25 protein-coding genes and 1 tRNA gene are annotated in these 24,839 nt (G+C 43.4%); 12 read left to right on the top strand and 14 right to left on the bottom strand.

Going from position 1 to position 24,839, the window contains the following annotated elements; genetic code table 11:
* The first annotated feature begins 21 nt into the window (after positions 1-21).
* Positions 22-900: an S-formylglutathione hydrolase gene (gene fghA, locus QZ918_RS03230; RefSeq protein ID WP_293330979.1), complete on the top strand. Its 879-nt coding sequence runs from the start codon at positions 22-24 to the stop codon at positions 898-900.
* 239 nt (positions 901-1,139) lie between these two features.
* Here fghA and QZ918_RS03225 read toward each other — a convergent pair whose 3' ends face one another.
* On the bottom strand, positions 1,140-2,054 hold the full coding sequence (locus QZ918_RS03225) for a branched-chain amino acid transaminase (RefSeq protein WP_293330976.1): 915 nt from the start codon (positions 2,052-2,054) through the stop codon (positions 1,140-1,142).
* Positions 2,055-2,428: 374 nt separating this feature from the next.
* Here QZ918_RS03225 and QZ918_RS03220 point away from each other — a divergent pair, with 374 nt between their 5' ends.
* A complete protein-coding gene (locus QZ918_RS03220) occupies positions 2,429-2,797 on the top strand; it encodes a Lin0512 family protein (protein ID WP_293149325.1) in 369 nt (122 codons plus the stop codon).
* Here QZ918_RS03220 and QZ918_RS03215 read toward each other — a convergent pair.
* The 8 genes from QZ918_RS03215 to QZ918_RS03180 all read right to left on the bottom strand — a co-directional run bounded on the left by QZ918_RS03215 (position 2,794) and on the right by QZ918_RS03180 (position 9,886).
* Positions 2,794-2,952 (bottom strand): hypothetical protein, encoded by a 159-nt coding sequence (locus QZ918_RS03215; RefSeq protein WP_293149327.1) that lies wholly within the window; start codon positions 2,950-2,952, stop codon positions 2,794-2,796. The genes QZ918_RS03220 and QZ918_RS03215 overlap by 4 nt on opposite strands.
* A 113-nt stretch (positions 2,953-3,065) precedes the next feature.
* Positions 3,066-3,665: a rhodanese-like domain-containing protein gene (locus tag QZ918_RS03210; protein ID WP_293330973.1), complete on the bottom strand. Its 600-nt coding sequence runs from the start codon at positions 3,663-3,665 to the stop codon at positions 3,066-3,068.
* 158 nt (positions 3,666-3,823) lie between these two features.
* Positions 3,824-4,597, bottom strand: a complete 774-nt coding sequence (locus QZ918_RS03205; RefSeq protein ID WP_293330970.1) for a sterol desaturase family protein — start codon at positions 4,595-4,597, stop codon at positions 3,824-3,826.
* A gap of 23 nt (positions 4,598-4,620) precedes the next feature.
* Positions 4,621-5,481, bottom strand: coding sequence for a type IV pilin-like G/H family protein (locus QZ918_RS03200; protein ID WP_293330967.1), 861 nt, complete (start codon positions 5,479-5,481; stop codon positions 4,621-4,623).
* 44 nt (positions 5,482-5,525) lie between these two features.
* Complete coding sequence (locus QZ918_RS03195; protein ID WP_293330964.1) at positions 5,526-6,218, bottom strand: hypothetical protein; 693 nt, start codon at positions 6,216-6,218, stop codon at positions 5,526-5,528.
* 103 nt (positions 6,219-6,321) lie between these two features.
* Positions 6,322-6,924: a type IV pilin-like G/H family protein gene (locus QZ918_RS03190; RefSeq protein ID WP_293330961.1), complete on the bottom strand. Its 603-nt coding sequence runs from the start codon at positions 6,922-6,924 to the stop codon at positions 6,322-6,324.
* 61 nt (positions 6,925-6,985) lie between these two features.
* Positions 6,986-7,582, bottom strand: coding sequence for a hypothetical protein (locus QZ918_RS03185; protein ID WP_293330958.1), 597 nt, complete (start codon positions 7,580-7,582; stop codon positions 6,986-6,988).
* A gap of 519 nt (positions 7,583-8,101) precedes the next feature.
* Complete coding sequence (locus tag QZ918_RS03180) at positions 8,102-9,886, bottom strand: AAA-like domain-containing protein (RefSeq protein ID WP_293330955.1); 1,785 nt, start codon at positions 9,884-9,886, stop codon at positions 8,102-8,104.
* A gap of 174 nt (positions 9,887-10,060) precedes the next feature.
* Here QZ918_RS03180 and QZ918_RS03175 point away from each other — a divergent pair, with 174 nt between their 5' ends.
* The 8 genes from QZ918_RS03175 (at position 10,061) to QZ918_RS03140 (ending at position 18,717) form a co-directional block, all read left to right on the top strand.
* Positions 10,061-10,603 carry an NfeD family protein gene (locus QZ918_RS03175; protein WP_293330952.1) on the top strand — a complete coding sequence of 181 codons (543 nt, stop codon included), beginning with the start codon at positions 10,061-10,063 and terminating at the stop codon, positions 10,601-10,603.
* A 247-nt stretch (positions 10,604-10,850) separates the two neighbouring features.
* Positions 10,851-11,411 (top strand): SPFH domain-containing protein, encoded by a 561-nt coding sequence (locus tag QZ918_RS03170; protein WP_293149343.1) that lies wholly within the window; start codon positions 10,851-10,853, stop codon positions 11,409-11,411.
* A gap of 218 nt (positions 11,412-11,629) precedes the next feature.
* Entirely contained in the window at positions 11,630-12,160 is a 531-nt protein-coding gene (locus QZ918_RS03165) for a type IV pilin-like G/H family protein (protein WP_293149345.1), read from the top strand.
* A 19-nt stretch (positions 12,161-12,179) separates the two neighbouring features.
* On the top strand, positions 12,180-14,963 hold the full coding sequence (locus tag QZ918_RS03160) for an AAA-like domain-containing protein (protein WP_293330949.1): 2,784 nt from the start codon (positions 12,180-12,182) through the stop codon (positions 14,961-14,963).
* Positions 14,964-15,056: 93 nt separating this feature from the next.
* The gene (locus QZ918_RS03155; RefSeq protein WP_293330946.1) at positions 15,057-16,115 is read left to right on the top strand and encodes a potassium channel family protein; all 1,059 of its coding nucleotides are present in this window, start codon (positions 15,057-15,059) and stop codon (positions 16,113-16,115) included.
* Between the two features lie 470 nt (positions 16,116-16,585).
* The gene (locus tag QZ918_RS03150) at positions 16,586-17,392 is read left to right on the top strand and encodes a TIGR04255 family protein (RefSeq protein ID WP_293330943.1); all 807 of its coding nucleotides are present in this window, start codon (positions 16,586-16,588) and stop codon (positions 17,390-17,392) included.
* 7 nt (positions 17,393-17,399) lie between these two features.
* A complete protein-coding gene (locus tag QZ918_RS03145) occupies positions 17,400-18,176 on the top strand; it encodes a hypothetical protein (protein ID WP_293330940.1) in 777 nt (258 codons plus the stop codon).
* Between the two features lies 1 nt (position 18,177).
* Complete coding sequence (locus QZ918_RS03140) at positions 18,178-18,717, top strand: hypothetical protein (RefSeq protein WP_293330937.1); 540 nt, start codon at positions 18,178-18,180, stop codon at positions 18,715-18,717.
* 150 nt (positions 18,718-18,867) lie between these two features.
* Here the strand turns inward: QZ918_RS03140 and QZ918_RS03135 are convergent.
* Both QZ918_RS03135 and pyk read right to left on the bottom strand, forming a co-directional pair.
* A tRNA-Thr gene (locus QZ918_RS03135) sits at positions 18,868-18,939 on the bottom strand.
* A 92-nt stretch (positions 18,940-19,031) separates the two neighbouring features.
* Positions 19,032-20,819, bottom strand: a complete 1,788-nt coding sequence (pyk, locus tag QZ918_RS03130) for a pyruvate kinase (RefSeq protein WP_293330934.1) — start codon at positions 20,817-20,819, stop codon at positions 19,032-19,034.
* Positions 20,820-20,893: 74 nt separating this feature from the next.
* Here pyk and QZ918_RS03125 point away from each other — a divergent pair, with 74 nt between their 5' ends.
* Both QZ918_RS03125 and crtR read left to right on the top strand, forming a co-directional pair.
* On the top strand, positions 20,894-21,307 hold the full coding sequence (locus QZ918_RS03125; protein WP_293330931.1) for a hypothetical protein: 414 nt from the start codon (positions 20,894-20,896) through the stop codon (positions 21,305-21,307).
* On the top strand, positions 21,249-22,139 hold the full coding sequence (crtR, locus tag QZ918_RS03120; RefSeq protein WP_293330928.1) for a beta-carotene hydroxylase: 891 nt from the start codon (positions 21,249-21,251) through the stop codon (positions 22,137-22,139). The genes QZ918_RS03125 and crtR overlap by 59 nt, the downstream gene beginning before the upstream one ends.
* Before the next feature lie 215 nt (positions 22,140-22,354).
* Here the strand turns inward: crtR and QZ918_RS03115 are convergent, their stop codons facing one another.
* The 3 genes from QZ918_RS03115 to sppA form a co-directional block, all read right to left on the bottom strand.
* Positions 22,355-22,738 (bottom strand): DUF433 domain-containing protein, encoded by a 384-nt coding sequence (locus tag QZ918_RS03115; protein ID WP_293330925.1) that lies wholly within the window; start codon positions 22,736-22,738, stop codon positions 22,355-22,357.
* Between the two features lie 230 nt (positions 22,739-22,968).
* Complete coding sequence (aroH, locus tag QZ918_RS03110) at positions 22,969-23,376, bottom strand: chorismate mutase (RefSeq protein WP_293330922.1); 408 nt, start codon at positions 23,374-23,376, stop codon at positions 22,969-22,971.
* A 225-nt stretch (positions 23,377-23,601) separates the two neighbouring features.
* Entirely contained in the window at positions 23,602-24,420 is an 819-nt protein-coding gene (gene sppA / locus QZ918_RS03105) for a signal peptide peptidase SppA (RefSeq protein WP_293330919.1), read from the bottom strand.
* Positions 24,421-24,839 lie beyond the last annotated feature (419 nt).

Here is a 24,839-nt window from a genome sequence, read left to right as displayed (position 1 = left end):
CACAAATGAAAAAGAATTAATATGCTCTCCGAATCCCTAAAACTGCACAAAGAACACAAAAGTTTCGGTGGCAAACTCGGCTTTTACAGCCATCAATCATCCGCCTGCAACAGCGAAATGAAATTCACTGTCTACCAGCCACCACAAGCCGAATCACAACCCGTACCAATCCTCTATTACTTGTCAGGATTAACCTGCACTGAAGAGAACTTTATGGCAAAATCAGGGGCGCAGCAATGGGCAGCAAAATATGGGTTAATCCTGGTGGCGCCCGACACTAGCCCGCGCAATACTGGCATTCCTGGGGAAGCCGAAAATTGGGATTTGGGAAGCGGCGCGGGTTTTTATGTGGATGCGACAGCCACACCTTGGAATTCTCACTATCGAATGTACAGTTATGTGGTTGATGAGTTGCCGAATTTAATCGCGGCAAACTTTCCAGGGATACGCGAAAAACAGGGAATTTTCGGTCATTCGATGGGCGGACACGGGGCTTTAATTTGCGCGTTAAAAAATGGCGTGAAGCGAAGCTATCCCGAAGGGAATCGCTATCTTTCAGTTTCGGCTTTTGCGCCTATTTGCGCGCCCGTCCGCAGCCCTTGGGGACAAAAAATATTTGGACACTACCTCGGTGGCGATCGGGAGAGTTGGAAGGCTTGGGATGCTAGCGAATTAGTCCTGGAACAGCAATACAAGCGTCCGATTTTGATTGACTGCGGTACTGATGATTCGTATCTAGCTGACGGACAATTGTTGCCGGATGTGTTCGCAGCAGCTTGTGCAAAAGTGGGACAGCCACTGACTTTAAGGATGCAGGAAGGTTACGATCACAGCTATTATTTTGTGGCTAGTTTTATGGAGGATCACATTCGCCATCATGCGGCTGCTTTGTGCAAGTAAAATAGGTTTGTAGTGACTCGGCGGTTGAAACCGCGACTACACACACTAAGTCTGCCTCCGCAGACTAAGAGTAGTAAGGACTTGAGTCCTAAAGGTTCGTAGAAGTAGAGTGCGTCAGAGAGATTTTTGCAGCAATAAATTAACAATCTCACAACTGACGCACTCCTCGAATAAATGGTGCGTCAGAATGGGATTTTTAGTGATGATTGATAATTGCTAAACTGACGCACCCTACAATATTAGTTTAGATCGATCGCAAATACCCACTCTTTGTACTTGCTATCGCGATTTTCGATAATTCCCGTCAGTTTCTCCAAAATCTTTTCAGTGATGGGTCGGTTTTTCGGCAATTGATAGTTTTCTATTCGGTTAATTGGCGTAATTTTGGCGGCGGTTCCGCACAGAAAAATCTCGTCTGCAATCAACAGTTCTGATTTGTCAACGGGTCTTTCTGTGACTTCTATTCCTAAGTCTCTGGCGATTGTTATCACGCTATCTCTGGTGATTCCTTCGAGAATATCTTGATCGAAACCGGGAGTAACTAATTTGCCGTTTCTGGCGACAAATATGTTCATTCCTGAAGCTTCGCTGACTTTTCCCTGAGTATTCATCATGATAGCTTCATCGAAGCCGGATTCTACTGCTTCGGTTTTGGCTAAGGCTGAGGTGATGTAGGCGCCGCTAATTTTACCTCTTAGTGGCAAACTGCGGTCTTCTTGGCGGTACCAAGAGCTAATTCTACAGTTGACTCCTTCTTTGGGCAAGTAGTCGGAGAGTTCTAATCCGTAGACAAAGAAGTCTGTTTCGACGTTGTGCAGTCGGGGGGCTATTCCTAAACTGGATGTGTAGATAAATGGACGGATGTAAAAAGATTTGTTGGGCTGATTTTTTTTGACAAAATCAATGATGATTTGTTGGATTTTGTCGGCGGGAATATCGCAGTGGAGGAAGCTGGCACTTTGACTTAATCTTTGACAGTGGCGGTCTAATCTAAATAGTAAGATGCGATCGCCATTTTGGGGGTCGGGAATTCCTCGCAACCCGCCTAAAACTCCGGTTCCGTAGTGCAGGGCGTGGGTGGCGATGGAGATTTTGGCGTCGGTAAATGGGAGAAATTGGTTTTGAAAGTAGGCGATGGGGAGAAAACTATCCATGATTCAAGCTGGCGATGAGTTGGGCAGTCCGCGAGGAATGGTGATTTTGGTTATATTACCATAAGTTATGCTTCATTCAGTTGACAATTGACAGTTGACAGTTGACAGTTGACCTTGATGAGTGGGTTTAATGGTTGACAAGTGACAACTGACAGTTGATGATTGACAATTGTAACTTACGTCTTTTAGATGGCTTATTACTTATAATATCAGAATTTGAAGGTTCCCTTAAGTTACATTTTTTGTTAAAATTGGTGCGAACACCTTGTTGTTAAATAGAGTGATAAAAAAATATAAATAGCGGTTATTTTGGTTATAATTGTTTTATCGAATATCACGATCGACTAAAAACAAAAAGTAACAAAGAGGTAGCTGTGGCACGTAAATGTTTCATCATTGAAATGGGGATGGGTATCGACCAGCACGGGCAGGAACCGACTGTCGCGGCGGCTAGGGCTGTACGAAATGCGATCGCCAATAATGCTCTCCTAGGCGTCTGGGAAGTGGCGGGTTTGACTGACCCCAATCAAATGATTGTGGAGGTAAAGGTGGCGGTTCCTTATCCGGAACAAGTGCGCCCGGATGATGTGTTGGCGGTGCTGCCTTTTGGTAGCAAGACTCTGATTGTCGAGCAAGGGGGGATGATTGTGCCAGGAAGGGCGATCGCCTCTCTGAATGATAAAAATGATGAAATGTTGATCGCCGTGGCTGCTGTGAGTGTTTTTGTGGAAACTGAAGATTAATTAATTGTGCCAGTTTCCACTGCTGGTAAGGTGACTGGATGCGATCGCCAACAGAATGCAAATAGTGCGATCGCTCGTTGTTGTAGCTGCGGAAATCGTCCTACTAAACCAAAATAAATTGAGCTTAATTTATTATAACTGAGATCTTGCACCATTCTCAATAAGGCTTTTATGAATAGGCCGGACAGCCTGTTCCACAAGAAATTCACTCTTTGTGGAACAGCCGGACAGCCTGTTGCTGACAATGGTGCAAGATGTGAGTTATAACCTAATTACTTTTGATAGCAGCTTTCTGAGATAAAGTAATTGGGGCTAATATCTGGGCATCTTTTTGAGCGGGTACTGCTTGCCGCCACGCTTTAATGCCGCCTGAAAGAACAACAACATTTAGGCTAATATCCTGAATCTTATTAGTCTCCTTTCCCGGAGTGCCTTGGGAATATTGATCGACTTTTGCCAACTGTTGGTATGCTTTAATCGATCGCCCTCCTCTGGCACAATACAGTACAACTATTGGCTGAGGTCGATCGTCTTTAACCTGAGCTTTGACAATGGCTTGAACCTGCTTGGCGCCGAACCCCATCTCAATATCAATTAGGGGAACCAGCGGACTTTCAGCGATCCGATCTTCGGCGTATTCTTCGGGCGATCGTACATCTATCAAAATCACCGATTTCAACTTACCTTGCTGCAATTCGGCAACAGTTACTTGTTTGGTATTTAAACTGGCGATAAAAGTTGGAATATCCATGTGATTGTATAGGGCAAATCCACTCAAAGAACCGAGACCAATTAATATTAAGCCCATAATTACCTGCAACAGGCGAGAATAGCGATTAATACCGGATTTTGAATTTTCATCTAGCATTTGTTATGCTCCTTGTTACTTATGCCTTTTATAATTAAACCGCGAAGACGCGAAGAACGCGAAGAGAAGAGAGAATAAAAGACTCAGATGATATTGCGGGGTGGCAAACTGGAATTTTGGATTGGAGTTGGGTTTCGTGCCTCAACCCAACCTACAATCTACGATCGAGCATTTTGCATCATCCTTGAAAATGGATAGAACATTTGTCCGACATATCCAGCAGGTACCGCATCAGAAACACCATATTTATGAGGCATTTTTTTCGACGGCATATACATGGTTCCAAATAGCAAATCTAACAGTGGCAACTGAACGGCAAAATTCTTGTTGTGGATTTTTGGACTTTGACTGTGATGCCAGTGATGGAATTCCGGGGTGGCGACGAACCATTTGAGCGGGCCAAATTTGATGGTAATGTTAGCATGAATTAGAAATGCGATCGCCGCCGAATAAAGAGCATAAACCGCAAAAGTTTCCTTAGTAAATCCCAACCAGTAAAGAGGCATCATTTTGCAAATCTGAGTAAAGAGTTGCTCGCAGGGATGCACCCGCACTGCTGCCAACCAGTCCATGCGTTCGATGCTGTGATGGACTGCATGAAATTGCCACAGCCAGGGTACTTCATGCAGCAGTCGGTGAGCGATGTAATATGCCAGATCGGAAATTACAATTGCTTCTGCAAACTGCAACCAGATAGGTTGAGAGGCTATTTTGCTTTGCAATTCCTGGTTGAATAGATCGGTCATCAGCGACAAGGTTACAGCTACAATAATAGCGCCCGATCGGCCAATAAAGTGACCTGTAAAAAAATAGGTAGCATCGGTTTTCCAGCCGAGACGAAAGACTTTTTGATTGTGTAATGCAAAGATTTTTTCTAGGGGAATGAAGATGCAGGCTAAGATGACGAAACCTTTGAAGATTTCAGGTGACATGAGATTCTGATTAATGTTGATATTTACTTAGAAATTTCACTACTACCAGCAGCGCAGACAGGAACATTATTCTGAAGGATCGGATTAGGCGGTTGGGTATTCCCAGGGGAATCTGCTTGACACAGAATAGCTACAGTAGTCTTTTCATTTTTAGCTGCTGGGGAAACAGGTACTAAAAATACAGCGCCGACATAGCTAGTAAGATTCGTTCTTTCCTTGAGGGGTAGTGCATAACTAAATGCAGCATTTTTAGTAGCATCGATCGAATAGTTATAGTTAGTTATCTGAGTTGTAATGCCGATGCCCAAGGCAGTAATGGAATTAGAAAATGCACCATCATCGGCGTATTTTGCTTGTTGGGCGCGATTCATTGAGCTAAGATATTGCTTACCTTCTGACTGCCTCGCTTTAAGAGAACAATCCAGAAAAGAAGGCAGGGCGATCTGAGCAAGTATCCCAATAATTATCACAACCACAAAAAAGTCAATAATCCGTGAATTTCGTCCACCAGATATATATTCTTGTATGGGAGACAAATATGGCTGATAAATTGTTGCCACAGATTTACGGTTATTTATCGATCGCAAATCTTGCCGATTGGTTGTGACGACAGATTTAGGTTCTTTGATGGGTGGCAAATCTTGTCGATAATTTTTTACCAAAACTTCCAATTTTTGGTTGATTTGATTTAGGTCAAGCTTTTCTTTGGGCTGTATATCGATTGTTGTGACAGATTTACGTTCTTTGATGGGTTGTAAATTTGCGCGATCGACTTTTGCGACAGATTTAGGTTCTTTGATGGGTCGATAAGGTTGATAAGTTTTTGCCAAAAATTCCGATTGTTCGTTGATTTGATTGAGTTCAGGCTTCTCTTTGAGTTGCATAGTTGTTCTCCAAATGTTTTACACGAACTGTTTTTAGACGATGATTATTCGATCTCCCATCTTGGTTTAGATAAACCATTATCTAAACTAGAGTAAACAATATGTATGCTGCCATCCCCAAAGTTATAAGTGCTATGAGTAAACCTAATAAATAATTGTTCGGTAGTTTTATTTAAATAAACTTTACCCCCTCTTGAAAGTCCTTTATATTTCTCTGGTAACTCTATGTCTTCTCGACACTCATATAGCTCAGACTCCTTTTTATCTAGCTGAAAATTTTGAATGCAGCTTCTTTCACCATGTAATGTTCTTGCTTTAATCATACCCACTATGTATTCTCTATCCTTAAGATAAAGATTTAAGTTATTAATAGGAATGCTTTGATGTGCATTATGAATAAATCCAAATCCGAAAAACCAAAGACCTAAAGCAACAAAAATTAACATAAATATATATTTTTTCTTTTGTTTTCGCTTCTGATTAATGCTCATAATTATTTTTGTTAAAGTTATTATATTCAAGATAGCGATCGGGAAGCCAATGAAAACTAATATGAATGCAAGACTTACTCCCGTTTGAGGTAAATATATTTCCCAAAAAGGAAAGCAATAATTAGTCGCTGATATTGTTAAGTAAAATACAATCACTGAAATTACCAGGGAAGCTAGCCAAGAACACCGGTTTAATAAAAGCCAGAATAAAACAGATAGAGTAGCTAATATTGCAAGATATGACATGATTTGAAACCCTCCTAATTTAATATTTTACATGAACGGTTTTTAGACGATGATTACTCTGATGATATCTGCGATATTTGACTGTCAGATAGCGCCTCTTAATTTACCTAACCACTTGACTACTACCAGCAGCGCAGACAGGAACATCATTCTGAAGGATCGGATTAGCTGGTTGGATATTCCCAGGCGAATCTGCTTGACACAGAATAGATACAGTAGTCTTTTCATTTTTAGCTGCTGGGGAAACAGGTACTAAAAATACTGCCCCGACATAGCTAGTAAGATTCTTTCTTTCGCTGAGGGATAGTGCATAACTAAATGCAGCATTTTTGGTAGCATGAGTTGAATAATTATAGTTAGTTGTCTGAGTTTTAATGCCGAGATCTAGGGCATCAACGGAATTAAAAAATGTACTTTTCTCTGCGAAATAAGCTTGTTGGGCGCGGTTCATTGAGGCAACATATTGTTTACCTTCTGATTTCCGCGCGTTATTATGCCCGCCACCACAAGCATAAAAAGAGAGGGCGGTCGCAGCAAGTATCGTAAGAAGTATCGCAACCAAAGGAAAATAAATAAAAATTATTTTCAGTAAAGTTATGGTTACAGATTCACGTTTTTTTCCATACCGATGAAGTTGATAAGTTTTTGCCCAAAATTCCGATTCTTGGTTGATTTGGTTTAGTTCAGGCTTTTCTTTGAGTTGCATAGTTGTTCTCCAAATGTTTTACATGAGCGGTTTTCAGACGAGTAAGCATATTAAGTTTTTGTCAGTATGACACCTCCAAAGAAAACCATCGATTTTTTAATTTTTTGAGGTCCACGAAAGGAGGATTTTGTTTGACAGGAAGTAAGGAAATTTTCCGTTCAAGTAAGGAAATTTTCCGTTCATCGTTGTCTGAGCGATAGATTAAATAGCGAGTTCCGTCTCCGAATCCAATATAGGTATGAATAAAGATAACTTCCAGCACTCCGCCGTTTGCGATCGCCCTGACTTTTCCTCCCCGCGACAGCCCTTTAAGTTTTTCAGGCAAACTAATTTCTATTCCCCGATTATAATTGTCTGTTGAACTTTGTTTCTCTCCTTTTAATTGCCCTGAATGAATTAGAGCGACGATTTCTTCTCGGTGTTTGACATAAGCATTAAAGTTATTCGCTGGATTATGGTGGTATAAAGCCTGGTTCACTCCAATCATCAGAAACAATAAACTACCAATCATCAGAAACAATAAACTATAAAAAAGGATCGATGTCCGACCTAAAGCTAGTCTGCTGTAATTTCGCCACAGGTTTTTAATATCTCGTAGCAACTTCCAAACTATGAAAGTAGCAAATAAAATTAAAAAGCCCAATTCTAGCCGCAACATTGGCAAATAAATTTTTGGCAAAACTGGCAAACAAGAAATTGTAAAAAATATAGTGAACCCAGAAACAAGTAGGCTTACTATCACAGAAAAAATATTCGGTGTGTTGGCTTTGGGAGCTTTTCTGTCAGCGGTGAATTCAAGACGGTGTAAGTTTCTCATAGTCTCATCTTTTTCGCTCGATGTCTCTATTAAATCAGGTGACTATTTGAGAACATGAGTGAGATCTCATCGACTTCTCATCGACTTTTCTGGAAGTTACGCAACACACACCTGTGGTAGAAACCGGGTTTCTGGCCGAGACTTTGCATCTCAACCTAGATTTTTCGTCAGAAACCCGGTTTCTTGGGAATTATCGCGGGGTTAGAAACCGGGTTTCTGGCCGAGACTTTGCATCTCAACCGATATTTTTCGTCAGAAACCCGGTTTCTCTGGGCTTATCGCAGGGTTAGAAACCGGGTTTCTGGCCAAGACTTTGCATCTCAACCGATATTTTTCCTCAGAAACCCGGTTTCTGTGCAATTATTGCAGGGTTAATCGATCGCCAAAATATTCCCCATACAAGCGACACCTGGGAATACAATTATTTCCATCCAACTTCACCAGCCCCATACTATTTAACTTAAACCCCAATTCAGACTTCAATCGCACTGGCTGGGAAACACTCGCCACCTCTCTCATCGCCTCCATTAATTCCGCATATTTCTCTAAATTCCACAAATGCCTGCGCAAATGATCGCTGTAAATTCCCGCTTCAGTTGCAGATTCTTGCACTAACCGATCTAAAGTCACATCTTGACGCGAAATATGATACATCCCCAGCCGCACTAAATAAGGATTTCCGCCGACTAACCCCATCAATTCTGCAACTTCCGCCTCACTCCAATTCAATCCGTGCCACTTTGCCAAATCTTGCACTTGCTGCAAAGTAAACTCTGGAAGTTCGATCGGCAATCCCACATTAAACGGCGATTTATTCACATCCAGCGGAATATATACTTCCGTAGAATGCACCACAATTAAGCGAAACTTTTTCCAGATATCTCGCCGCTTGGCTTCTTCGTGCAAAGCGCGCAACAATCCAAAAAAATCATCGGCAATTTCCGGCGATTCAAACAGGCGATCGCACTCATCCAAGCCCAAAGTCAAAGGCGGTGACGATTCCGACAGCAAATACTGTTCAAAGAAAGCCTTGCAACACTGATTGCTGCCAATTAGATCGGCTAATTCCCAACACTTCGGCAACTGTTCCAGCATTCCCAACTCTTGACCGACGCTAGCACAAAACCACTGCAAAAATGTATCTGAATTAGCGAAAACTCTCCTATTTGCTAGCTGAAAACTCAGCGCCACCGTGCGAGAACCTTGCTCTTGGGCATGACGCAAAATCCTCGCCATTAAAGAAGTTTTGCCCATCTGTCTCGGTGCTTTAATCCGAATCAGGGCTCCCGGTTGGCCGATGGTTTCATAACAGCGGGATTCGATCGGAGGGCGATCGACATAAAAACGAGAAGCTAAATCTACTTGTCCTCCCGGCAATTCGGGCGCTGCTGCTGGCAACGGTTGAATTATTGACTGTTTTGTGTTAGTAATTTTGCTGAAATTTACAGCTAATTCACAGTCTGGATTTAAAGATGTGCGGCCTTCTTTAATTACGATCGCAATTTCCGAAATTAAATTTGATGAGTCGCCCGTACATCGCCAATGCCAAATCGGGATGTCTGCTAAATAGTGCAGCAGATCGAAAGAAAATGGTGTATTTAATTCAATACAAATCGGTAAAATTGCTGGTTTGTGAGGAGTTGAATTGTGCAATTCTTTCGCTAGCTGTACTTGTTCTATTATCATTTCGCTAGCAGCAGATTCTGCGGAAATCAGCAACAGCAAATAATCGCAAACCTTTAAATATGAGTTATCTTTGCTGCTGTTTTTGTTAACTAAAAATACTTCGTGGCTGGCGGCAGTTAAAGCTTGGTGTAATTGCTGAACCAGGGGGAGGTTTGGAGTGGATTGGGCGTTAGCGAAGCCCTCGAAGAGGATCGCAATTTTTGCAGATTTTGACAAAACGCGATCGGGCGGCGATTCCAGCTCAAAATCGGCTATATCGCGCCATTCCTGCCCCAATCCGCGACAAATTTCGATGAAATTGGCATAATCCACAGGTTTGCCATTCAGGAAGTGACTGACAGTAGATTGGGCTATCCCTAAATCCTCAGCCAAAATTTTCTGACTGGGAAAGCCGTTGCGGAGGAGGCAGGATTTAACTGCGGGAATGGACTGGAGACGCAGCCTGAGCGATCGCGGCATTGTTTATCACAATCGAGACACTGAAACCATCATAAATGCTAACCGTCCCAAAGTCGATAAAAAGTCGATGAAAAGTCGATGAATTTTCAAATAACTCACTCGCGAACTCAAATAGGCACCTGATTAGATGAGAAATAACAAGGTTGGATCGCATCAAAAGGAGGTAAAAGTATTGTGTATTCTATCCTAATTTGGTCGCTGGCATCAGCCACTAATCGATCGCCTTTTGCATTCACACCGCCGATGTTTTGGTTGACAGTCGGAATTGTGCTGAGTGCGATCGATTTATTTATCCAAAAAACTCAGCCCCAAAGATACAGATTTTACGTGCTGATGATGGGGGTTGCTGCTTTAATTTCATCTTTTGTTTTGTGGAGAGGCTCAATCGCATTTCAGTTCAGTTGGGCGAACGTAATGTATGAAGATTTTGACTGGCAGATATTCTACTGGATGGGAATCTCTCTCGCCTTGAGTATATGGATTCGACCGATTTTCATTGTTCGCAAAAAGTTTGTGATTCCCGAAGCAACCGAAGCGACAACTATCTCGGAAATTTTCCCGGGAGAAACCGGAATGGTGATTTATGAAGGTGCTTCTTGGAAAGCGCGCAATGAAGATTCCCAAGGAATCGCGCCCAAACAAAAAGTTTACGTTTTGCGCCGCGAAGGAAATACGTTGATTGTTGTACCTGACCAATTAATTCACGTCAATAGCTAATACTAAATCCGGGCTTGTTACTTCCTTGATTGATTGCACGATCTTGAAATCGCTTCTTGTCAAACAAAGTCCGCCTGCGCCGACTAAGAAATAAAGGAAGTATTTAACTTGGTTGTATAAACCTTTGCAGCGACCTTCATTTCATCTTTCAAATGTTGAAATTGACCTCGCTGTCAACTGTCAACTGTCAACTGTCAACTGATTAACGCTGTCAACTGTCAACTGTCAACTGTTTAGGAGATTCACGATGTATCAGTATTTTTTGACCGTGTTTTTTGCGATCGCAGGTGTATCCTTAGCCAGCAGCGTTAAAATTGTGCGTCAAGGAGATGAAGCCTTAGTTGAGATTTTCGGAAAGTACGATCGCAAAAAACTCGAACCGGGTTTGACATTTCTGATTCCCTTTGTCGAAACAGTCGCCTACAAACAAACTCTGCGCGAGCAAATTTTAAGACTGCCACCGCAACAATGCACAACTGGCGATCGCGTTTCCGTCACCGTTGAATTTATTGTCTACTGGCGAGTAATTGACTTAGAAAAAGCTTCCTACAAGGTGCAGAATCTCAAGGAAGCCATGTTCAATATGCTGATTCTTTCGATTCGGACTCACATTGCTAAATTAACTGTAGAGGAACTTTACACGGCTCGCAATTTACTCAATAATGCTTTAGTGGAGGAGTTGGATACAACCACCGATCCTTGGGGTGTGAAGTTTACGAGGGTGGAATTGCGCGATTTTGCGATCGGTACTAAAGTGATTCAGCCAACATCCCTAGATAGAAAAGAAGCACAAAAGCTGCGAGCTTAGGGATTAGTATTACCTTCTTTTCCTCGTTACCATGCTCTGCCTGGTAACGCAGATGCTTTGGCTCTGCCTCGCTGAATTTATACCATTTTTCTAAAATCGTGCAACACTCGAAGCCCCCCCCTAGCCCCCCTTTGCCAAGGGGGGGGACAAGAATACTGTTATTTCGTTTAAAATTGGTATTAATTCGCCTTGTATTTACCATTTAAGGAGACAAAACCATGACTAAGAATCAAGAATCTATTGTTGATAAGGGAGCTTATGGCGGTTGCAGATTCTTATGCAGATTCTTATTCCTTATAATCTGTGTTGGAGTGGCTAACATGATTATTTTGCCAATTTTTCTGGGTGTTACTACTAAAAATAAGCAATCGGAAGCGAAAAGAATTGTCAGCATAATGAACAAAAACCAGCAGTCTTATTATGCAGAAAAAAGTGTTTTTAGCCCTTCTGTTGATGCTTTAGCAATTGGCATTAAAACCGAGACAACAAATTACAAATATTCAGTTCGCGCCACTAAGAAAGCAGCATTTAGTTATGGAGTATCCAAGCAGCCAGAACTTAAAAGTTCTGTCGGCGGTGTCTTTGTAGTGCCTGCTAAAGAAGTTGTTCCCAATGCTGCTAAAGATGAAATCAAAACAATATCCATATTGTGCAAAGCTGATAATCGCAGTACATTTAAACCAGCGGAACCCACCTATGAAAATGGTAAAATTGCTTGCGGTGAAGGCACAACAGAAGTGACAAAATAATCTAACTAAAGGCAAACTCATGACAGTCGATTACCAATACCAAATCGGCGGCAGTCTCCCGCAAGATGCGCCTACTTATGTAGTGCGACAAGCTGACTCGGAACTTTATCAAGCCCTGAAAGCGGGAGAGTTTTGTTACGTGCTCAATTCCCGACAAATGGGTAAATCTAGTTTGCTGGTGCGTACCGTACAAAAGCTCTCGGCCGATCGCATTGCTTGTGCTACGATCGACCTTTCGGACATTGGCAGCCAGCAAGTCTCCCTCGATAAGTGGTACGGGGGCGTCGCTTACAAGCTTTTGTGCAGTTTCAACCTGTTTGATGCAGCCGAGTTTATGGCTTGGTGGCGGGAGAGAGAGTTGATGCCGCCCGTGCAGCGTTTAGGAGAGTTAATTGAGGAGTTGCTGCTGGTTAAAATCACTCAAAATATTGTCATTTTTATTGATGAAATTGATAGCGTTCTCAGTTTCAAAGAATCGCTGGATGATTTTTTTGCCTTGATTCGTTCTTGCTATAACAAACGCGCTCACAAGTCAGAATACCAGCGGTTGACATTTGCTTTGCTGGGAGTTGCTACGCCGTCGGATTTAATTAGCGATGCCACTCGCACACCGTTTAATATTGGTCGAGCTATTGAACTTCAGGGTTTTAAATTACACGAATCTGGGTCTTTAGTCAAGGGGTTTGAGGGTAAATTTGACAATTATCAAGAAGTTTTACAAGAGATTTTGGAGTGGACTGGAGGACAGCCGTTTCTGACTCAAAAACTGTGTAAGCTGATAGTTCAAGGGCAGGAATTAGCAAGAAGGACTAAAGTCCTCACTACGAACCGATTGTTGATTGGGGAAATAGTACAATCTCAGATTATTGATAATTGGGAAGCTGCTGATGAGCCAGTGCATTTGAAGACAATTCGCGATCGCCTTCTCAGCAATCAGCACCGCGCTAGTAGGTTATTAGGATTATATCAAAAAATATTGGCACTCTCAGAACCCCCCGACTGTAGGGGCGGTGCCCCCGTGCCCGCCCTTGCAGGGGGAATCAGCGCTGATGACTCTCCCGAACAAACTGAATTGCGACTCAGCGGATTAGTAGTCAAACGAGGCGGAAAATTAACGGTAAACAACCGCATTTATGCATCGATATTCAACCAAAATTGGGTAGAAAAAGCACTAGGAGATTTGCGGCCATACGCCGAATCACTAACAGCATGGATTGCCTCAGATTGTCAAGATGAATCTCGATTATTGCGCGGTCAAGCATTGCAAGATGCGCGAGAATGGGCTGCTGGTAAAAGTTTGAGTAGCCAAGATTATCAATTTTTAGCTGCTAGCCAAGAGGCGGAATTTGCCCAATTGCGCGATCGCGAACAGCAAACTCAAGCAGAAATAGAGCTATTGCGCCGGGAAAATCAGTTATTAGAAAAACTATCCGCCGAGCAAAAACTTAGAAAACTTACTCAAATTAAACTCTGGCGTGAAGAACGACTGAAAGTACAAATTTTTACGGTAAGTTCAATATTCATGATTTCTATCTTAATTGCTGCTTTTTGGATCAAACCGTCAATTGAGGAAAGAAATAACAAAATCCTGACTCTCAGTTTGTTTTCCGAAACTCTATTTGCAGCGGGCAAGAAATCGGAAGCTTTAATCGAAAGCATTAAAGCAGTCAGAGAAATGCAGCGCTCGCTGGGAGTTGCATCAGATATCCAAGTCCGGGTTTTAACGGCTCTGGAGCAAGCAGTTTACAGTTTTAATAAACGCCTAATTTTTCCCGGTTCAACTACTAAATTAATCTCGATTACTTTTAGCCCAGACAGTCAAATGCTGTTAACAGTTAGCGACGATCGCACTCTTAAAATTTGGCACAGAAACGGGAAGTTAAAAGCTGTTTTGAATGGTCACACCGATCGAATTATCAATGTGACTTTTAGTCCAGACAGTCAGAGGCTGGCATCAGTTGGCGAGGATAATACAGTTAAACTTTGGCAAGTGGACGGCAAGTTGATTCAAACTTTTAAAGTAGATAGCGGCAAAGTGACTGGTGTTAGCTTTACCCAAAACGACAGAATAATTGCCTTAGTAATTAATGAGGGAAATGCGCTCCTGCAAAACTTGAACGATCGCAAAATAGTGAGGCCGATCCAAGATAAATGTTTTGTAACAAACGTTAGTTGCAGCCGTGACGGAAAAATACTTGCTTCAGTTTGTTCTGATGGAACAGTTAAACTTGCGGATTTGACAAATATTTTGGCAAACTTGTCTTCGCAGCAGGCTAAGGAAGTTAGCATTGCAGGTAATTTACTGGCAAATTTAAAGGTAGAGAAGGATACAATTATGAGTACAAGTTTTAGTTTTGATGGCACAATGCTCGCAATCGCAGGTACTGGTTCAAATGCGACAATCTGGAGCAAAGATGGTAAACTCCTGAGTATCTTAAAACATCCCAGTCAAGTCACAAATGTCACTTTTAGTCCCGACGGTCAAATGTTACTATCTGCAAGCAAAGATAAAATGTTGAGACTCTGGAAAATTGATGGCAGGGCAGGCACGGGGGCACTGCCCCTACACACTTTAACAGGTAATACGGCTGCTGTTTGGAGTGCGATTTTTAGTCCTGATGGTAAGGCGATCGCTAGTGCGAGTGCTGATGGTACGGTGATACTGTGGAATCTGAATATTGATGATTTGTTGGTGCGGGGCTGCAATGTCGCCCGCAATTATTTTCAGACAAATGCGATCGCCAATTCCAGCAATCGCCACCTCTGCGACGGGATTGAAAGTCGCTCAGACAGTAGATTTTAGATTTTAGATTTACTCTTATGAATCGGATTTTTGTGTAAGTCTTGATATGCTTAAATTAAGTAGCAGCTAATAAATAATAGGTCAGGGCGATCGGTGTATTCAAGTCTAGAGCAAAAGTACCAGCGCTTGCAAACACAGTTAACGGGCGGTGTCATCGCCCTTGGCGGCATTTTCTGCACGGGTACTCTCTGGTATTGGCAGATCGAAAAATGGACTCTGCTCGATGCCGCTTACATGACAGTATTTACGTTAGCAACTGTGGGCTACGGCGAAATTCATCCCCTCGGAAGACGCGGGCGAATGTTTACCATGTGCCTGATTTTGATGGGCGTAATTGGTATTGGTTTTATTGTCAACCGCTTTACAGAAGCGCTGATTCAAGGATATTTTCAAGAAGGAGCAAGAATTAGGCAACAGCGGCGTTTGGTGGATTCTTTGATCGAACATTACATTCTCTGCGGTTTTGGGCGCACGGGGCGACAAATTGCCTTGGAATTTCAGGCAGAAAATATTCCTTTTGTGGTGGTAGATTCGGCGCTACAGTCGGTTCAGGCAGCTTTGGGGCTGGGGTACACGGCGGTGCAGGGAGACGCAACACTTGATGAAATTTTGTTGAATGTGGGGATCGATCGCGCAATTTGCATAGTAGCAGCTTTGCCGTCGGATGCTGAGAATTTGTACACTGTGCTGTCGGCGAAAACTCTGAATCCGAAGGTACGGGCGATCGCCCGCGCCACCACAGAAGAAGCCGTAAAGAAGTTACAGCGGGGCGGCGCCGATGCCGTCGTATCCCCCTACATTACGGGCGGCAAACGGATGGCAGCGGCTGCTTTGCGCCCTCAGGTGATGGATTTTTTAGACGGCGTATTGACGGGTACTGATAGTTCTTTTTACATGGAAGAATTTCTGGTAGATCCGAATAGTTGTGTCTACGTCGGAGAAACTTTGAGAAATGCCAAATTGCGATCGCAATCCGGGGCGTTAGTGTTAGCAATTCGACGGGCGGTTGGGACTTTGATTGTCGGGCCAACTGGAGAAACTGCGATCGAAGGAGGAGATATGCTAATTTGTTTGGGCACCGCCGAACAATTGCGCGCCCTCAATCAAATTCTCAGTCCCCTAAGTTTTCGCATCCCGCGCCCTCCAAATTAATACAATGTCGAGTTTGATCGTTCGGAATGCAAGTCTTATTTTAGGGCGCTTTCGGCCGGCGAATGAGTTAACGCCGACGCTGGTTGCAGAAGTTAGCGGGGTTGGGAGGTGCGATCGCTCTTGGGAGAAGTTCTATATGTGAATCTATTTTCCTCTGGGGAACAGGGTTGCGGGAGGCGATTGCGCGCTATGTGGTGAGAGTGGAAGACGATTGTATCGATAAAAAGATCCAGATCAGAGTCAAAGTTTTCTTAATAATCTAGTAACTAGGTTCACTCTGAGTTACACTGAAATTAAAGTATAAATTTATAACGTAGTTTATACTGGTAACGTATCCGCTCAATAATTCAGGGTACATTACCAAATCAAGAACGATTTTACGTCATTTGAAGTGCATCGTTGAGCGATTTACCCCGGATTATTGAGCGGATACGTGGTAATAAGTATAGGAGTATAGCGTGACAGTCAGCATGAACGCCAAACAATTACCATCTTATGACCAACCACCTGTTACTGAGGTGGTATGTAGTGTTCTGTTTAACTCTCTCGAAGCTTTACTTAGTCCCCATATTGGCTTATTATGGCAGAGGTTTCAACCTGACTACCCGTTTTGCAACGACGTTGTCCCACTAGCACCAAAGGTAGAAGTTTTTAATAATCAAATTATTGAAACTCAATTGACACTGAGTGATATTCCTCCTTTGCCCAGGGTATGGTTTATTAGTTCTGATGATACGAGGGTTATTCAAATTCAACGCGATCGATTGATTTATAACTGGAGAAAAGCCAGTTTAAATAGTGAGTATCCTAGATATGAAAGTCTTATTAAAGGGTTTCAAGATCATTTAAACAGCTTCAATTTATTTATAGAAGAGGCTGAATTGGGTCAAGTTCAGATTCATCAATATGAACTAAGTTATGTTAATCAAATTTCACAAGGAGAAGCATGGCAAACTCTGGAGGATATAGGTAACATTTTCCCTGACTTTAAATGGCAAACAGATCGAACTCGATTTCTTCCAAAACCTCAAGGTATTGATTGGGATACCACTTTTGACTTGCCCGAAGAATTTGGGAGATTACATATATCGATCAGGAATGCAGTTGTTGACAACCATCTAACTCTTTTATTTCAATTAACTGTGCGTGGAATTGGAAATTACAATTCTATGGATTCAATGGAAAGTTGGTTTAACGAGGCACATGAATGGATTGTACAGGCATTTAGTGATTTAACCGATCAAAGAATTCAGACAAATATTTGGAAGCGGAGATAATGAAGCTATGACTATGATTATACCTTCATGGGAAAAACAAGAACGAGAAGAGCAAGCAATTCCCTCAACTACTTTACTTACTGATAGGCAACGAAAAAATCCGAATACTCCTGTCCGAATGCCTACATCAACTCGTTCACTAGCACAGATATGGGCTGAGGATCAAAATGCTGATCTTAGAAAAAATTATCCGCTTTATCGTCCCATGCAGGGAGACATCAGTTCAATAATGTATGCTGGCCAAATTAAGGATATTGATGAGGAGAAAGTCAAAGATTCCACCCATGAAATAGCTGTGTATAATTTGGCTCAATCTGTTCCACAAGAACGACGAGGTAAATTTTTATCACCTAGGATAACTGATTTATCAAATTATTTGCCCATTGATAAAAAGAGTGAGGCTACAAAGCATCAGCGACAACGATGCCAGGGGCTTCGATTATATCTTGATTCACTAAAAAATGAGGTAAGAGAGGCAAGAGATGCAAACTTTTCAGAAAGAGTTCTCAATCTATCCTGGTCTGTGTGGAAGGCACTCAAAAGTTTGTTTGAAGCCAGAGGGCGATGCTTGGAAGTGCCAGATGCTTGTCCGGGTTCCAAAGATAATTTCATGTACACATGGTCAGAATCTGAACACTACTTAGAGTGCGAAATCTTTGGGACTGGTGAAATAGAATTTTTCTATCGTAATAGAAAGACTGGAGAGGTTTGGGGAGAAGATACTACACTTGAACAGGGTTTTTCGACTGATATCTTGGAAAAAGCTTCATTTTTTATTGAGTAAGTTGTTTAAAAAGAACTCGGCTGGACCTAATTTAACCCCAGTCGCAGATGCTTACTGCGTCCTTCGACTTGCTCGACTACCTAAAGATTTTACAGAAAAGGCTAATATCTTAGCCATTCAATTGGAAGATGAATTTTCTCTGTCAACTAACGATAAAAACTCAGTTCCACCTCACCTAAGTGTTTGGGTTGACTCTCTTACAACACCTGAACAAGCTTATAGATTCCTAGGGGCAAACTCGCCTCGGAGATTAGTTCTTCGCCTTAAAGTTAATGAAATCTGTCAAATTCAAGCTAACTCTGGGGAAAACCTCTATCCTAACCTGTTAAATGTTATCTGGGTTTACCTGTTTCAGGAAATCGATGGCAAGCGTATTAGAGATTATTCCCCTGGTGCTGAAGGTCATTCTGGTATCACAGGGCTTGACGAGGAATCAGCCCCTCATGAATTAACTAACAGGCAAAAGAAGAATATTCGCAAGGATTTACGTGCCAAGTTAGCAGAACTTGCATCTAAGGATTTTTTTGAAATTAACGACTGATAGATATCTCCATAAAAGTGAAAGCTAATCACCATGCGATCGCACTTTATCCATTCACGCTCAACCCTCGCAAAGTGATAATATTAATTTTTCAAGATGGAGAACAATCTGTCAATTCAGACAAATAATTTGACACTTTACAAAACCCAAAGCCGATGGCGGGATTTGAACCCGCGACCGATCGATTACGAATCGATTACTCTACCACTGAGCTACATCGGCAAGACGATTATGAATTATAGCACAAATTCAACAAAAAAGCAATGAGCTGTAGAATTTCATGAAAAACTCCACAACCCAAAACTCATAACTTGTTAAACGGCAAGTTCTCCGTCTGGTGAGCCACCTCGGGCACCGGAATAAACCAAGCCACGCTGCATATCCAGCGTCAGCATCGTGCCGTCCCGAATTACCCGCATGGCATTCTCTACGCCCACCATCACCGGCACGCCCAAACGCAAGCCGATAATCGCCGCGTGAGAAGTCAAACTTTCCTCCTCCGTTACCACACCGGCTGCTTTGCGAATCATCTCCACAAACTCGGCGCTGGTGCGTTCTACTACTAAAATGTCTCCTGCGTGGAAATTGGCTACATCCGCAGCAGTACGAGCAACTCTGGCCATGCCGCTCACTGCTCCCAAACCGACACCGGTACCTTTACCTAAAACTGCTGTCACTACTTCAATTTTGATCAAATCCGTCGAGCCGGCAACCCCTTGCTGAGTACCGGCAGTCATCACTACTAAATCTCCGTCGCACAGGAACTCTTTTTCTTGAGCGACATTAATGGCAGATTGAAATGTCTGGCCTGTTGAGGGCAAATCCAGCACCAGTAATGGTTTGACTCCCCATACTAATTGCAGTTGTCGGGCTACGTCTACGTGGGGAGTAACGGCCAAAATCGGTGTTTTGGGTCGGAACTTCGAGACGTTGCGGGCTGTAGCGCCGGTTTTGGTCAGCGTCATGATGGCCGCTGCGTTTAACTGTTCGGAGATTTGGCTGACTGCTTGGCTGATGCCGTTGGTGATCGATCGACCAACATCTTCTACATTTCTAATATTGCCCCTAATTCCTTCCCTCTCGATGCGGACGGCAATTCTCGCCATCGTCGCCACCGCTTCGACTGCAAATTTGCCGACAGCGGTTTCATTGGAAAGCATTACCGCATCGGTTCCGTCGAGAATGGCGTTGGCTACGTCGGAAATCTCGGCGCGGGTAGGACGGGGATTGCTGACCATGCTGTCGAGCATCTGGGTAGCGGTAATCACCGGAATCCCCATGCGGTTGGAAGTCGCAATCAAGCGCTTTTGCAAAATCGGCACGTCTTCGGCGGGCAGTTCCACGCCCAAATCGCCCCGGGCGACCATCACGCCGTTGCAAAGGGCGAGAATTTGTTCCATTTGTTCGATCGCCTCGTGCTTTTCGATCTTAGCAATCACCGGTACTTGCTTGCCCGCACTGGCAATCAGTTCTTTAATTTCGAGCATATCCTGGGGATTCCGCACGAAGCTGAGGGCTACCCAATCGACGCCTTGGTCGAGGCCGAACATTAAATCTTTGCGGTCTTTATCGGTCAGCGCTTTAATTGACAGGTAAACTCCCGGAAAATTCACGCCTTTATTGTTGGAAAGCGGGCCGCCAACGACAACGCGACAGTACAATTCACGGGAATTGCGGTCTACTTTTTCAACGACCATTTCGACTTTACCGTCGTCTAGCAGAATCATCGCTCCTTCTGGAACTTCGTCTGCTAGGGGTTCGTAGGTGACGGAGGAAATGAGTTCGGTGCCTGGTACCGGACGGCTTGTGAGAATGAAAGGATCGCCATTTTTGACAACGATAGAGCCTGTTTCAAAGCGCCCCAAACGAATTTTCGGGCCTTGAAGGTCTTGGAGGATGGCGACTGGCTGGTTGAGTTCAAAGGACGTTTGTCTGATTAAGCGAATGCTGCGCTGGTGGTCTTCTTCTGTGCCGTGGGAAAAGTTGAGGCGCAAAGTTGTGGCACCGGCTTCTATGAGGTTTCGCAGGACTTGCGGATCGGAAGTAGCTGGGCCAATGGTGGCGACGATTTTTGTTCGGCGTAGGGCTTTTGGCGGTTGCATGAATTGAGATGGGGTGGCTGGAGGATTTAGTGTTTAAATTTCGGCTAAGTTTTTGCTATTCACTACTACAAGCAATGACGCACGTCTTAATTCTTAAAAATTTCTCGACGGTCAAAACAGCGGGAATTGACCATTCTCTAGAATATCTGAGTTTATTACCGATCGATAATCTTTTCTGTGCGATCGGCTTTTGTGAAATTATTTCCGCTTTGTGGGTTGACATAAATACAGATATACCCATTTATTTGAATTGGCTGCTTTGCTATGTGGCTAATCGAGGATTGGGATCGTTTCACAGCAGCAATACTTGGCTTGTTATGCAGAGGATCGTGTCTGGCGATCGCACTGTGTTTTTTCACGAAACTTTACTATTGGCAGACTTGTATCTTATACTACGCAAGTGTGAAATATTAAGGAGTGTTAACAAAGATGTCGGAGGCAGGACGGCCGCTGACAGTGCCGAAAGAGTTTCTGAGTCCTCCGGGTGACTTCAATCCGACGCTGCTGTTGTTTTTGAGTGCATTAGCGACGATCGCGATTTCCTTTGTGGGTTACTGGTACGGAGACTGGCCGGATTGGTGTTGTTTTTCCCTGAACGTGCTGGCGTTGCACATGGCTGGAACCGTGATTCACGATGCGTCTCACTATGCGGCGCACCGCGATCGTACAATTAACGCTATTTTGGGACACGGTAGCGCGCTGATGTTGGGCTTTGCTTTCCCGGTATTTACGCGGGTACATATGCAGCATCACGCCCACGTTAATGACCCAGATAACGATCCAGACCATTACGTTTCTACTGGTGGGCCTCTGTGGTTAATTGCTGCGAGGTTTTTTTACCACGAGATTTTCTTCTTTAAGCGCAAACTGTGGCGGAAATACGAACTTTGGGAATGGTTTTTCAGCCGTTTGTTTGTGATCGGAGTGGTTTATCTCTCAATTCAATACGACCATTTAGGTTATGTGCTGAACTTTTGGTTTTCTCCTGCTTTGGTAGTGGGATTAGCCTTGGGGTTATTTTTTGATTATTTGCCGCACCGTCCGTTTCACGAGCGCGATCGCTGGAAAAATGCCAGAGTATATCCTAGTCCAATTCTGAATATTTTAATTTTGGGACAGAACTATCATTTGATCCATCACTTGTGGCCTTCAATTCCTTGGTACAATTACAAGCCAGCCTACGAAGCTGTGAAGCCGCTGTTAGATGAAAAGGGTTCTCCTCAAAGTCTGGGAATATTGGAAGGTAAAAAGGACTTTTGGAGTTTTATATATGACATCTTTTTAGGGATTAGGCTGCATCACAAGAAAGCCACTGATTGACAAAAAATCCGGTTTCTTCGAGAAGCCGGTTTTTTTATGTTTTTTATCTAAGCCAATCCCCACCAGAAAAGGTAAGCTAAAATAAATATATAGCCTTTCTCAAAAAGATGAGGTATAACAGACAGTTTGCAAAACCAGTAAACTCAGAGGGCTCGCATCCCAACAACGTCCGCGAATCTTTCTGATAACCGCTATATCGGCTGGAGAAGCCTATTTCAAATCAGCCGATCGCAACTGCCATGACCCAAATTACTCTCAACCGCCTCAAATTCTTGACAAATTACCAAAGCTTCTGCTTGATATTCTGTATCATTTGCCATTTCTGAAAAGTCGGCATAAATCACTCGATCTGGCTTGAGACTTGCTAAATGTTGATGTTCGCTATTTTGATCGATTACCTCAGCACCGTAGGCAATACAAGCCAGAATATCATCTCGCTCTATACTTGGATACTGCTGAATAATTGATTCGATAGTTGCTCCGCTAGCTAGGCAATCTAAAATCAGGGAAACCCTGATGCGATGTCCCCGTATACTGGGCTTGCCAAAACATATATTCGGATCGGTCGAAATCCGAGATAATAGATTTGTTCTGTTCATAAAACATTCTCCTCTACTCCTCTACTAAGGAGGGCACAAAAGATTTGCCTCTTCTAATATCGTTTCCGGTTGGATCGAAATGATTTAACCGCAGAGAACACAGAGAACACAGAGAAAGGGAAGAGAGAGATAAATACAGGACGATGTTAACGGATTTGATATAACTCAGTTAAAAATAAACCCACCAGCCATGGTGGGTTTACTCTTGAATGAATCAAAAAGTGATTTTCTTATTTTTCTGCAGCAACCGCAACGGCTAAATTCCAATCGGGCCGCAAATTTTGAGCTCCGCGCAAATAGGGATGATAAATTTCGCGGTGTGCGGGCCAATTGATGTGAATTAAAAAGCGGATGCAGCGTTCTAAAGCACCCTTGACGTGCATTTGCTGCACGTCCAATAAAGGAACATTGCACCACCGGGAGCGTTCGCGGGCGATCGCAGCCGGAAAGACAGCATCCAAATCGCGGGTAACAGAAAACGTAACACTAATTATTAATTCCGGATCTAAATTATTTCTTGTTTCTAATTCATCTAACAGTTCTCTCACCGCTTCTCGAATTGCTTCTACCGAATTATCGCTGGCAGTTGTTGCCCCGCGAATCGCCCGCACTTGCCAATCCACGCAAATATTCTCCATTTTTTATGATTAAGTCATTAGTCATTGGTCATTGGTCATTAGTCATCAGTCATTGGTCATTAGTTATTAGTTTGTTGTGAGCTATTAGCTGCGATATATTTGCGATCGGCAATCTTTAGTTGTTATTTGCTGAATGCTGACTGCTGAATGCTGACTGCTGAGTGCTGACTAAGGACTAAGGACTAAGGACTAATGACTAATGACTAAGGACTAATGACTATTTAATCACGGGCGATACAGCCACAACGGTAAACCGCTAGTAGACAGCTCGAATTCCAGCAAATTCTTGTAAGCCGAAAGCCCGGATGTATCCAGACTACTCCCCAAGACGCGATTTAGGAAAGGTTTTTGTTTTTCTAGAGTGCAGCATTCGGTTTTTTCGGGATCGAGGCCTGCGAGTTCGGCAGTCCAGCGGCGAGCGTCCTCTTCGGTTCCGAGTCGATCGACCAAACCCAATTCTAAGGCTTGCTGGCCGGTAAAAACGCGACCGTCGGCAAAAGTTTTGACGTTTTCAACGTCGAGTTTCCGGGCTTCGGCAACGGTTTCGACAAATTGCTGGTAGCTGCTGTCGATCAAATCTTGCAGAATTTGCTGTTCCGGCTCGGTCAATTGTCGATCGAATGCCAAGATATCTTTATAAGGCCCGGATTTAATCACTTGAAAAGAAACGCCGACTTTTTCTAGCAGCCCTTCTAGATTGTTACCCCGGATAATCACGCCAATGCTGCCGGTAATTGTACCGGGATTGGCAACAATATGTTGAGCTCCCATGCCGATGTAAACTCCGCCGGAAGCTGAAATATTGCCAAAACTAGCGACTATTTTGATTTTTTCGCCCAAACGCTTGAGGGCGCTGTAAATTTCTTGGGAATCGCCGACTGTACCGCCGGGGCTGTCTATCCGCAGCAGTAAGGCGGGAAATTTGCGCTCTTCAACGGTTTTGAGCGCTTCTAGAAATCGTTTGCGGGTTTCTCCGGCAATACCTCCGGTGACTTCGATGCGGGCGATTTGTTTGCGATAGCGGGGCTTGAATGGCCAAATCATGGGCAGTTTCGGGCAATGTGAAATTTTGTATCTTACTTCTAGTGTGCCTTATCTGAAGGAAGAAGGAAGAGGGAAGAAGGAAGAAGGAAGAGGGAAGTTCGGCAACGGATTATGTAGCGGATGTAACGGATGTAACGGATGTCAGTCATCAGGAAGAAGTCCGAGGGAAGAAGTCCGAGGGAAGAAGTCCGAGGGAAGAGGGAAGACACTCAAGAAACCGGGTTTTTTGCAGATATTCAGGGTTTGAGGCAAATATCTGGGTGAAAAACCCGGTTTCTGGCCGCGCGATGAGACTCAAGAAACCGGGTTTTTTGCAGATATTCAGGGTTTGAGGCAAATATCTGGGTGAAAAACCCGGTTTCTGGCCGCGCGATCGCACTTAACCCACCTTCGATATATAATTGTAAAAATTGCTTAAC

Source organism: Microcoleus sp. CAWBG58, from assembly GCF_020883045.1.
Lineage (GTDB): Bacteria > Cyanobacteriota > Cyanobacteriia > Cyanobacteriales > Microcoleaceae > Microcoleus.
The sequence above is the reverse complement of the archived record's forward strand: the minus strand, read 5'-3'. Positions and strand labels throughout refer to the sequence as shown.

What these genes read in the sequence shown, in the direction of transcription:
- fghA (WP_293330979.1), top strand. Translation starts at nt 22, where the DNA reads ATGCTCTCCGAATCCCTAAAACTGCACAAAGAACACAAAAGTTTCGGT.
- QZ918_RS03225 (WP_293330976.1), bottom strand. Translation starts at nt 2,054, where the DNA reads ATGGATAGTTTTCTCCCCATCGCCTACTTTCAAAACCAATTTCTCCCA.
- QZ918_RS03215 (WP_293149327.1), bottom strand. Translation starts at nt 2,952, where the DNA reads ATGGTGCAAGATCTCAGTTATAATAAATTAAGCTCAATTTATTTTGGT.
- QZ918_RS03210 (WP_293330973.1), bottom strand. Translation starts at nt 3,665, where the DNA reads ATGCTAGATGAAAATTCAAAATCCGGTATTAATCGCTATTCTCGCCTG.
- QZ918_RS03205 (WP_293330970.1), bottom strand. Translation starts at nt 4,597, where the DNA reads ATGTCACCTGAAATCTTCAAAGGTTTCGTCATCTTAGCCTGCATCTTC.
- QZ918_RS03200 (WP_293330967.1), bottom strand. Translation starts at nt 5,481, where the DNA reads ATGCAACTCAAAGAGAAGCCTGAACTCAATCAAATCAACGAACAATCG.
- QZ918_RS03195 (WP_293330964.1), bottom strand. Translation starts at nt 6,218, where the DNA reads ATGTCATATCTTGCAATATTAGCTACTCTATCTGTTTTATTCTGGCTT.
- QZ918_RS03190 (WP_293330961.1), bottom strand. Translation starts at nt 6,924, where the DNA reads ATGCAACTCAAAGAAAAGCCTGAACTAAACCAAATCAACCAAGAATCG.
- QZ918_RS03185 (WP_293330958.1), bottom strand. Translation starts at nt 7,582, where the DNA reads ATGTTGCGGCTAGAATTGGGCTTTTTAATTTTATTTGCTACTTTCATA.
- QZ918_RS03180 (WP_293330955.1), bottom strand. Translation starts at nt 9,886, where the DNA reads ATGCCGCGATCGCTCAGGCTGCGTCTCCAGTCCATTCCCGCAGTTAAA.
- QZ918_RS03170 (WP_293149343.1), top strand. Translation starts at nt 10,851, where the DNA reads ATGTATCAGTATTTTTTGACCGTGTTTTTTGCGATCGCAGGTGTATCC.
- QZ918_RS03165 (WP_293149345.1), top strand. Translation starts at nt 11,630, where the DNA reads ATGACTAAGAATCAAGAATCTATTGTTGATAAGGGAGCTTATGGCGGT.
- QZ918_RS03160 (WP_293330949.1), top strand. Translation starts at nt 12,180, where the DNA reads ATGACAGTCGATTACCAATACCAAATCGGCGGCAGTCTCCCGCAAGAT.
- QZ918_RS03150 (WP_293330943.1), top strand. Translation starts at nt 16,586, where the DNA reads ATGAACGCCAAACAATTACCATCTTATGACCAACCACCTGTTACTGAG.
- QZ918_RS03145 (WP_293330940.1), top strand. Translation starts at nt 17,400, where the DNA reads ATGACTATGATTATACCTTCATGGGAAAAACAAGAACGAGAAGAGCAA.
- pyk (WP_293330934.1), bottom strand. Translation starts at nt 20,819, where the DNA reads ATGCAACCGCCAAAAGCCCTACGCCGAACAAAAATCGTCGCCACCATT.
- QZ918_RS03125 (WP_293330931.1), top strand. Translation starts at nt 20,894, where the DNA reads ATGACGCACGTCTTAATTCTTAAAAATTTCTCGACGGTCAAAACAGCG.
- crtR (WP_293330928.1), top strand. Translation starts at nt 21,249, where the DNA reads ATGTCGGAGGCAGGACGGCCGCTGACAGTGCCGAAAGAGTTTCTGAGT.
- QZ918_RS03115 (WP_293330925.1), bottom strand. Translation starts at nt 22,738, where the DNA reads ATGAACAGAACAAATCTATTATCTCGGATTTCGACCGATCCGAATATA.
- aroH (WP_293330922.1), bottom strand. Translation starts at nt 23,376, where the DNA reads ATGGAGAATATTTGCGTGGATTGGCAAGTGCGGGCGATTCGCGGGGCA.
- sppA (WP_293330919.1), bottom strand. Translation starts at nt 24,420, where the DNA reads ATGATTTGGCCATTCAAGCCCCGCTATCGCAAACAAATCGCCCGCATC.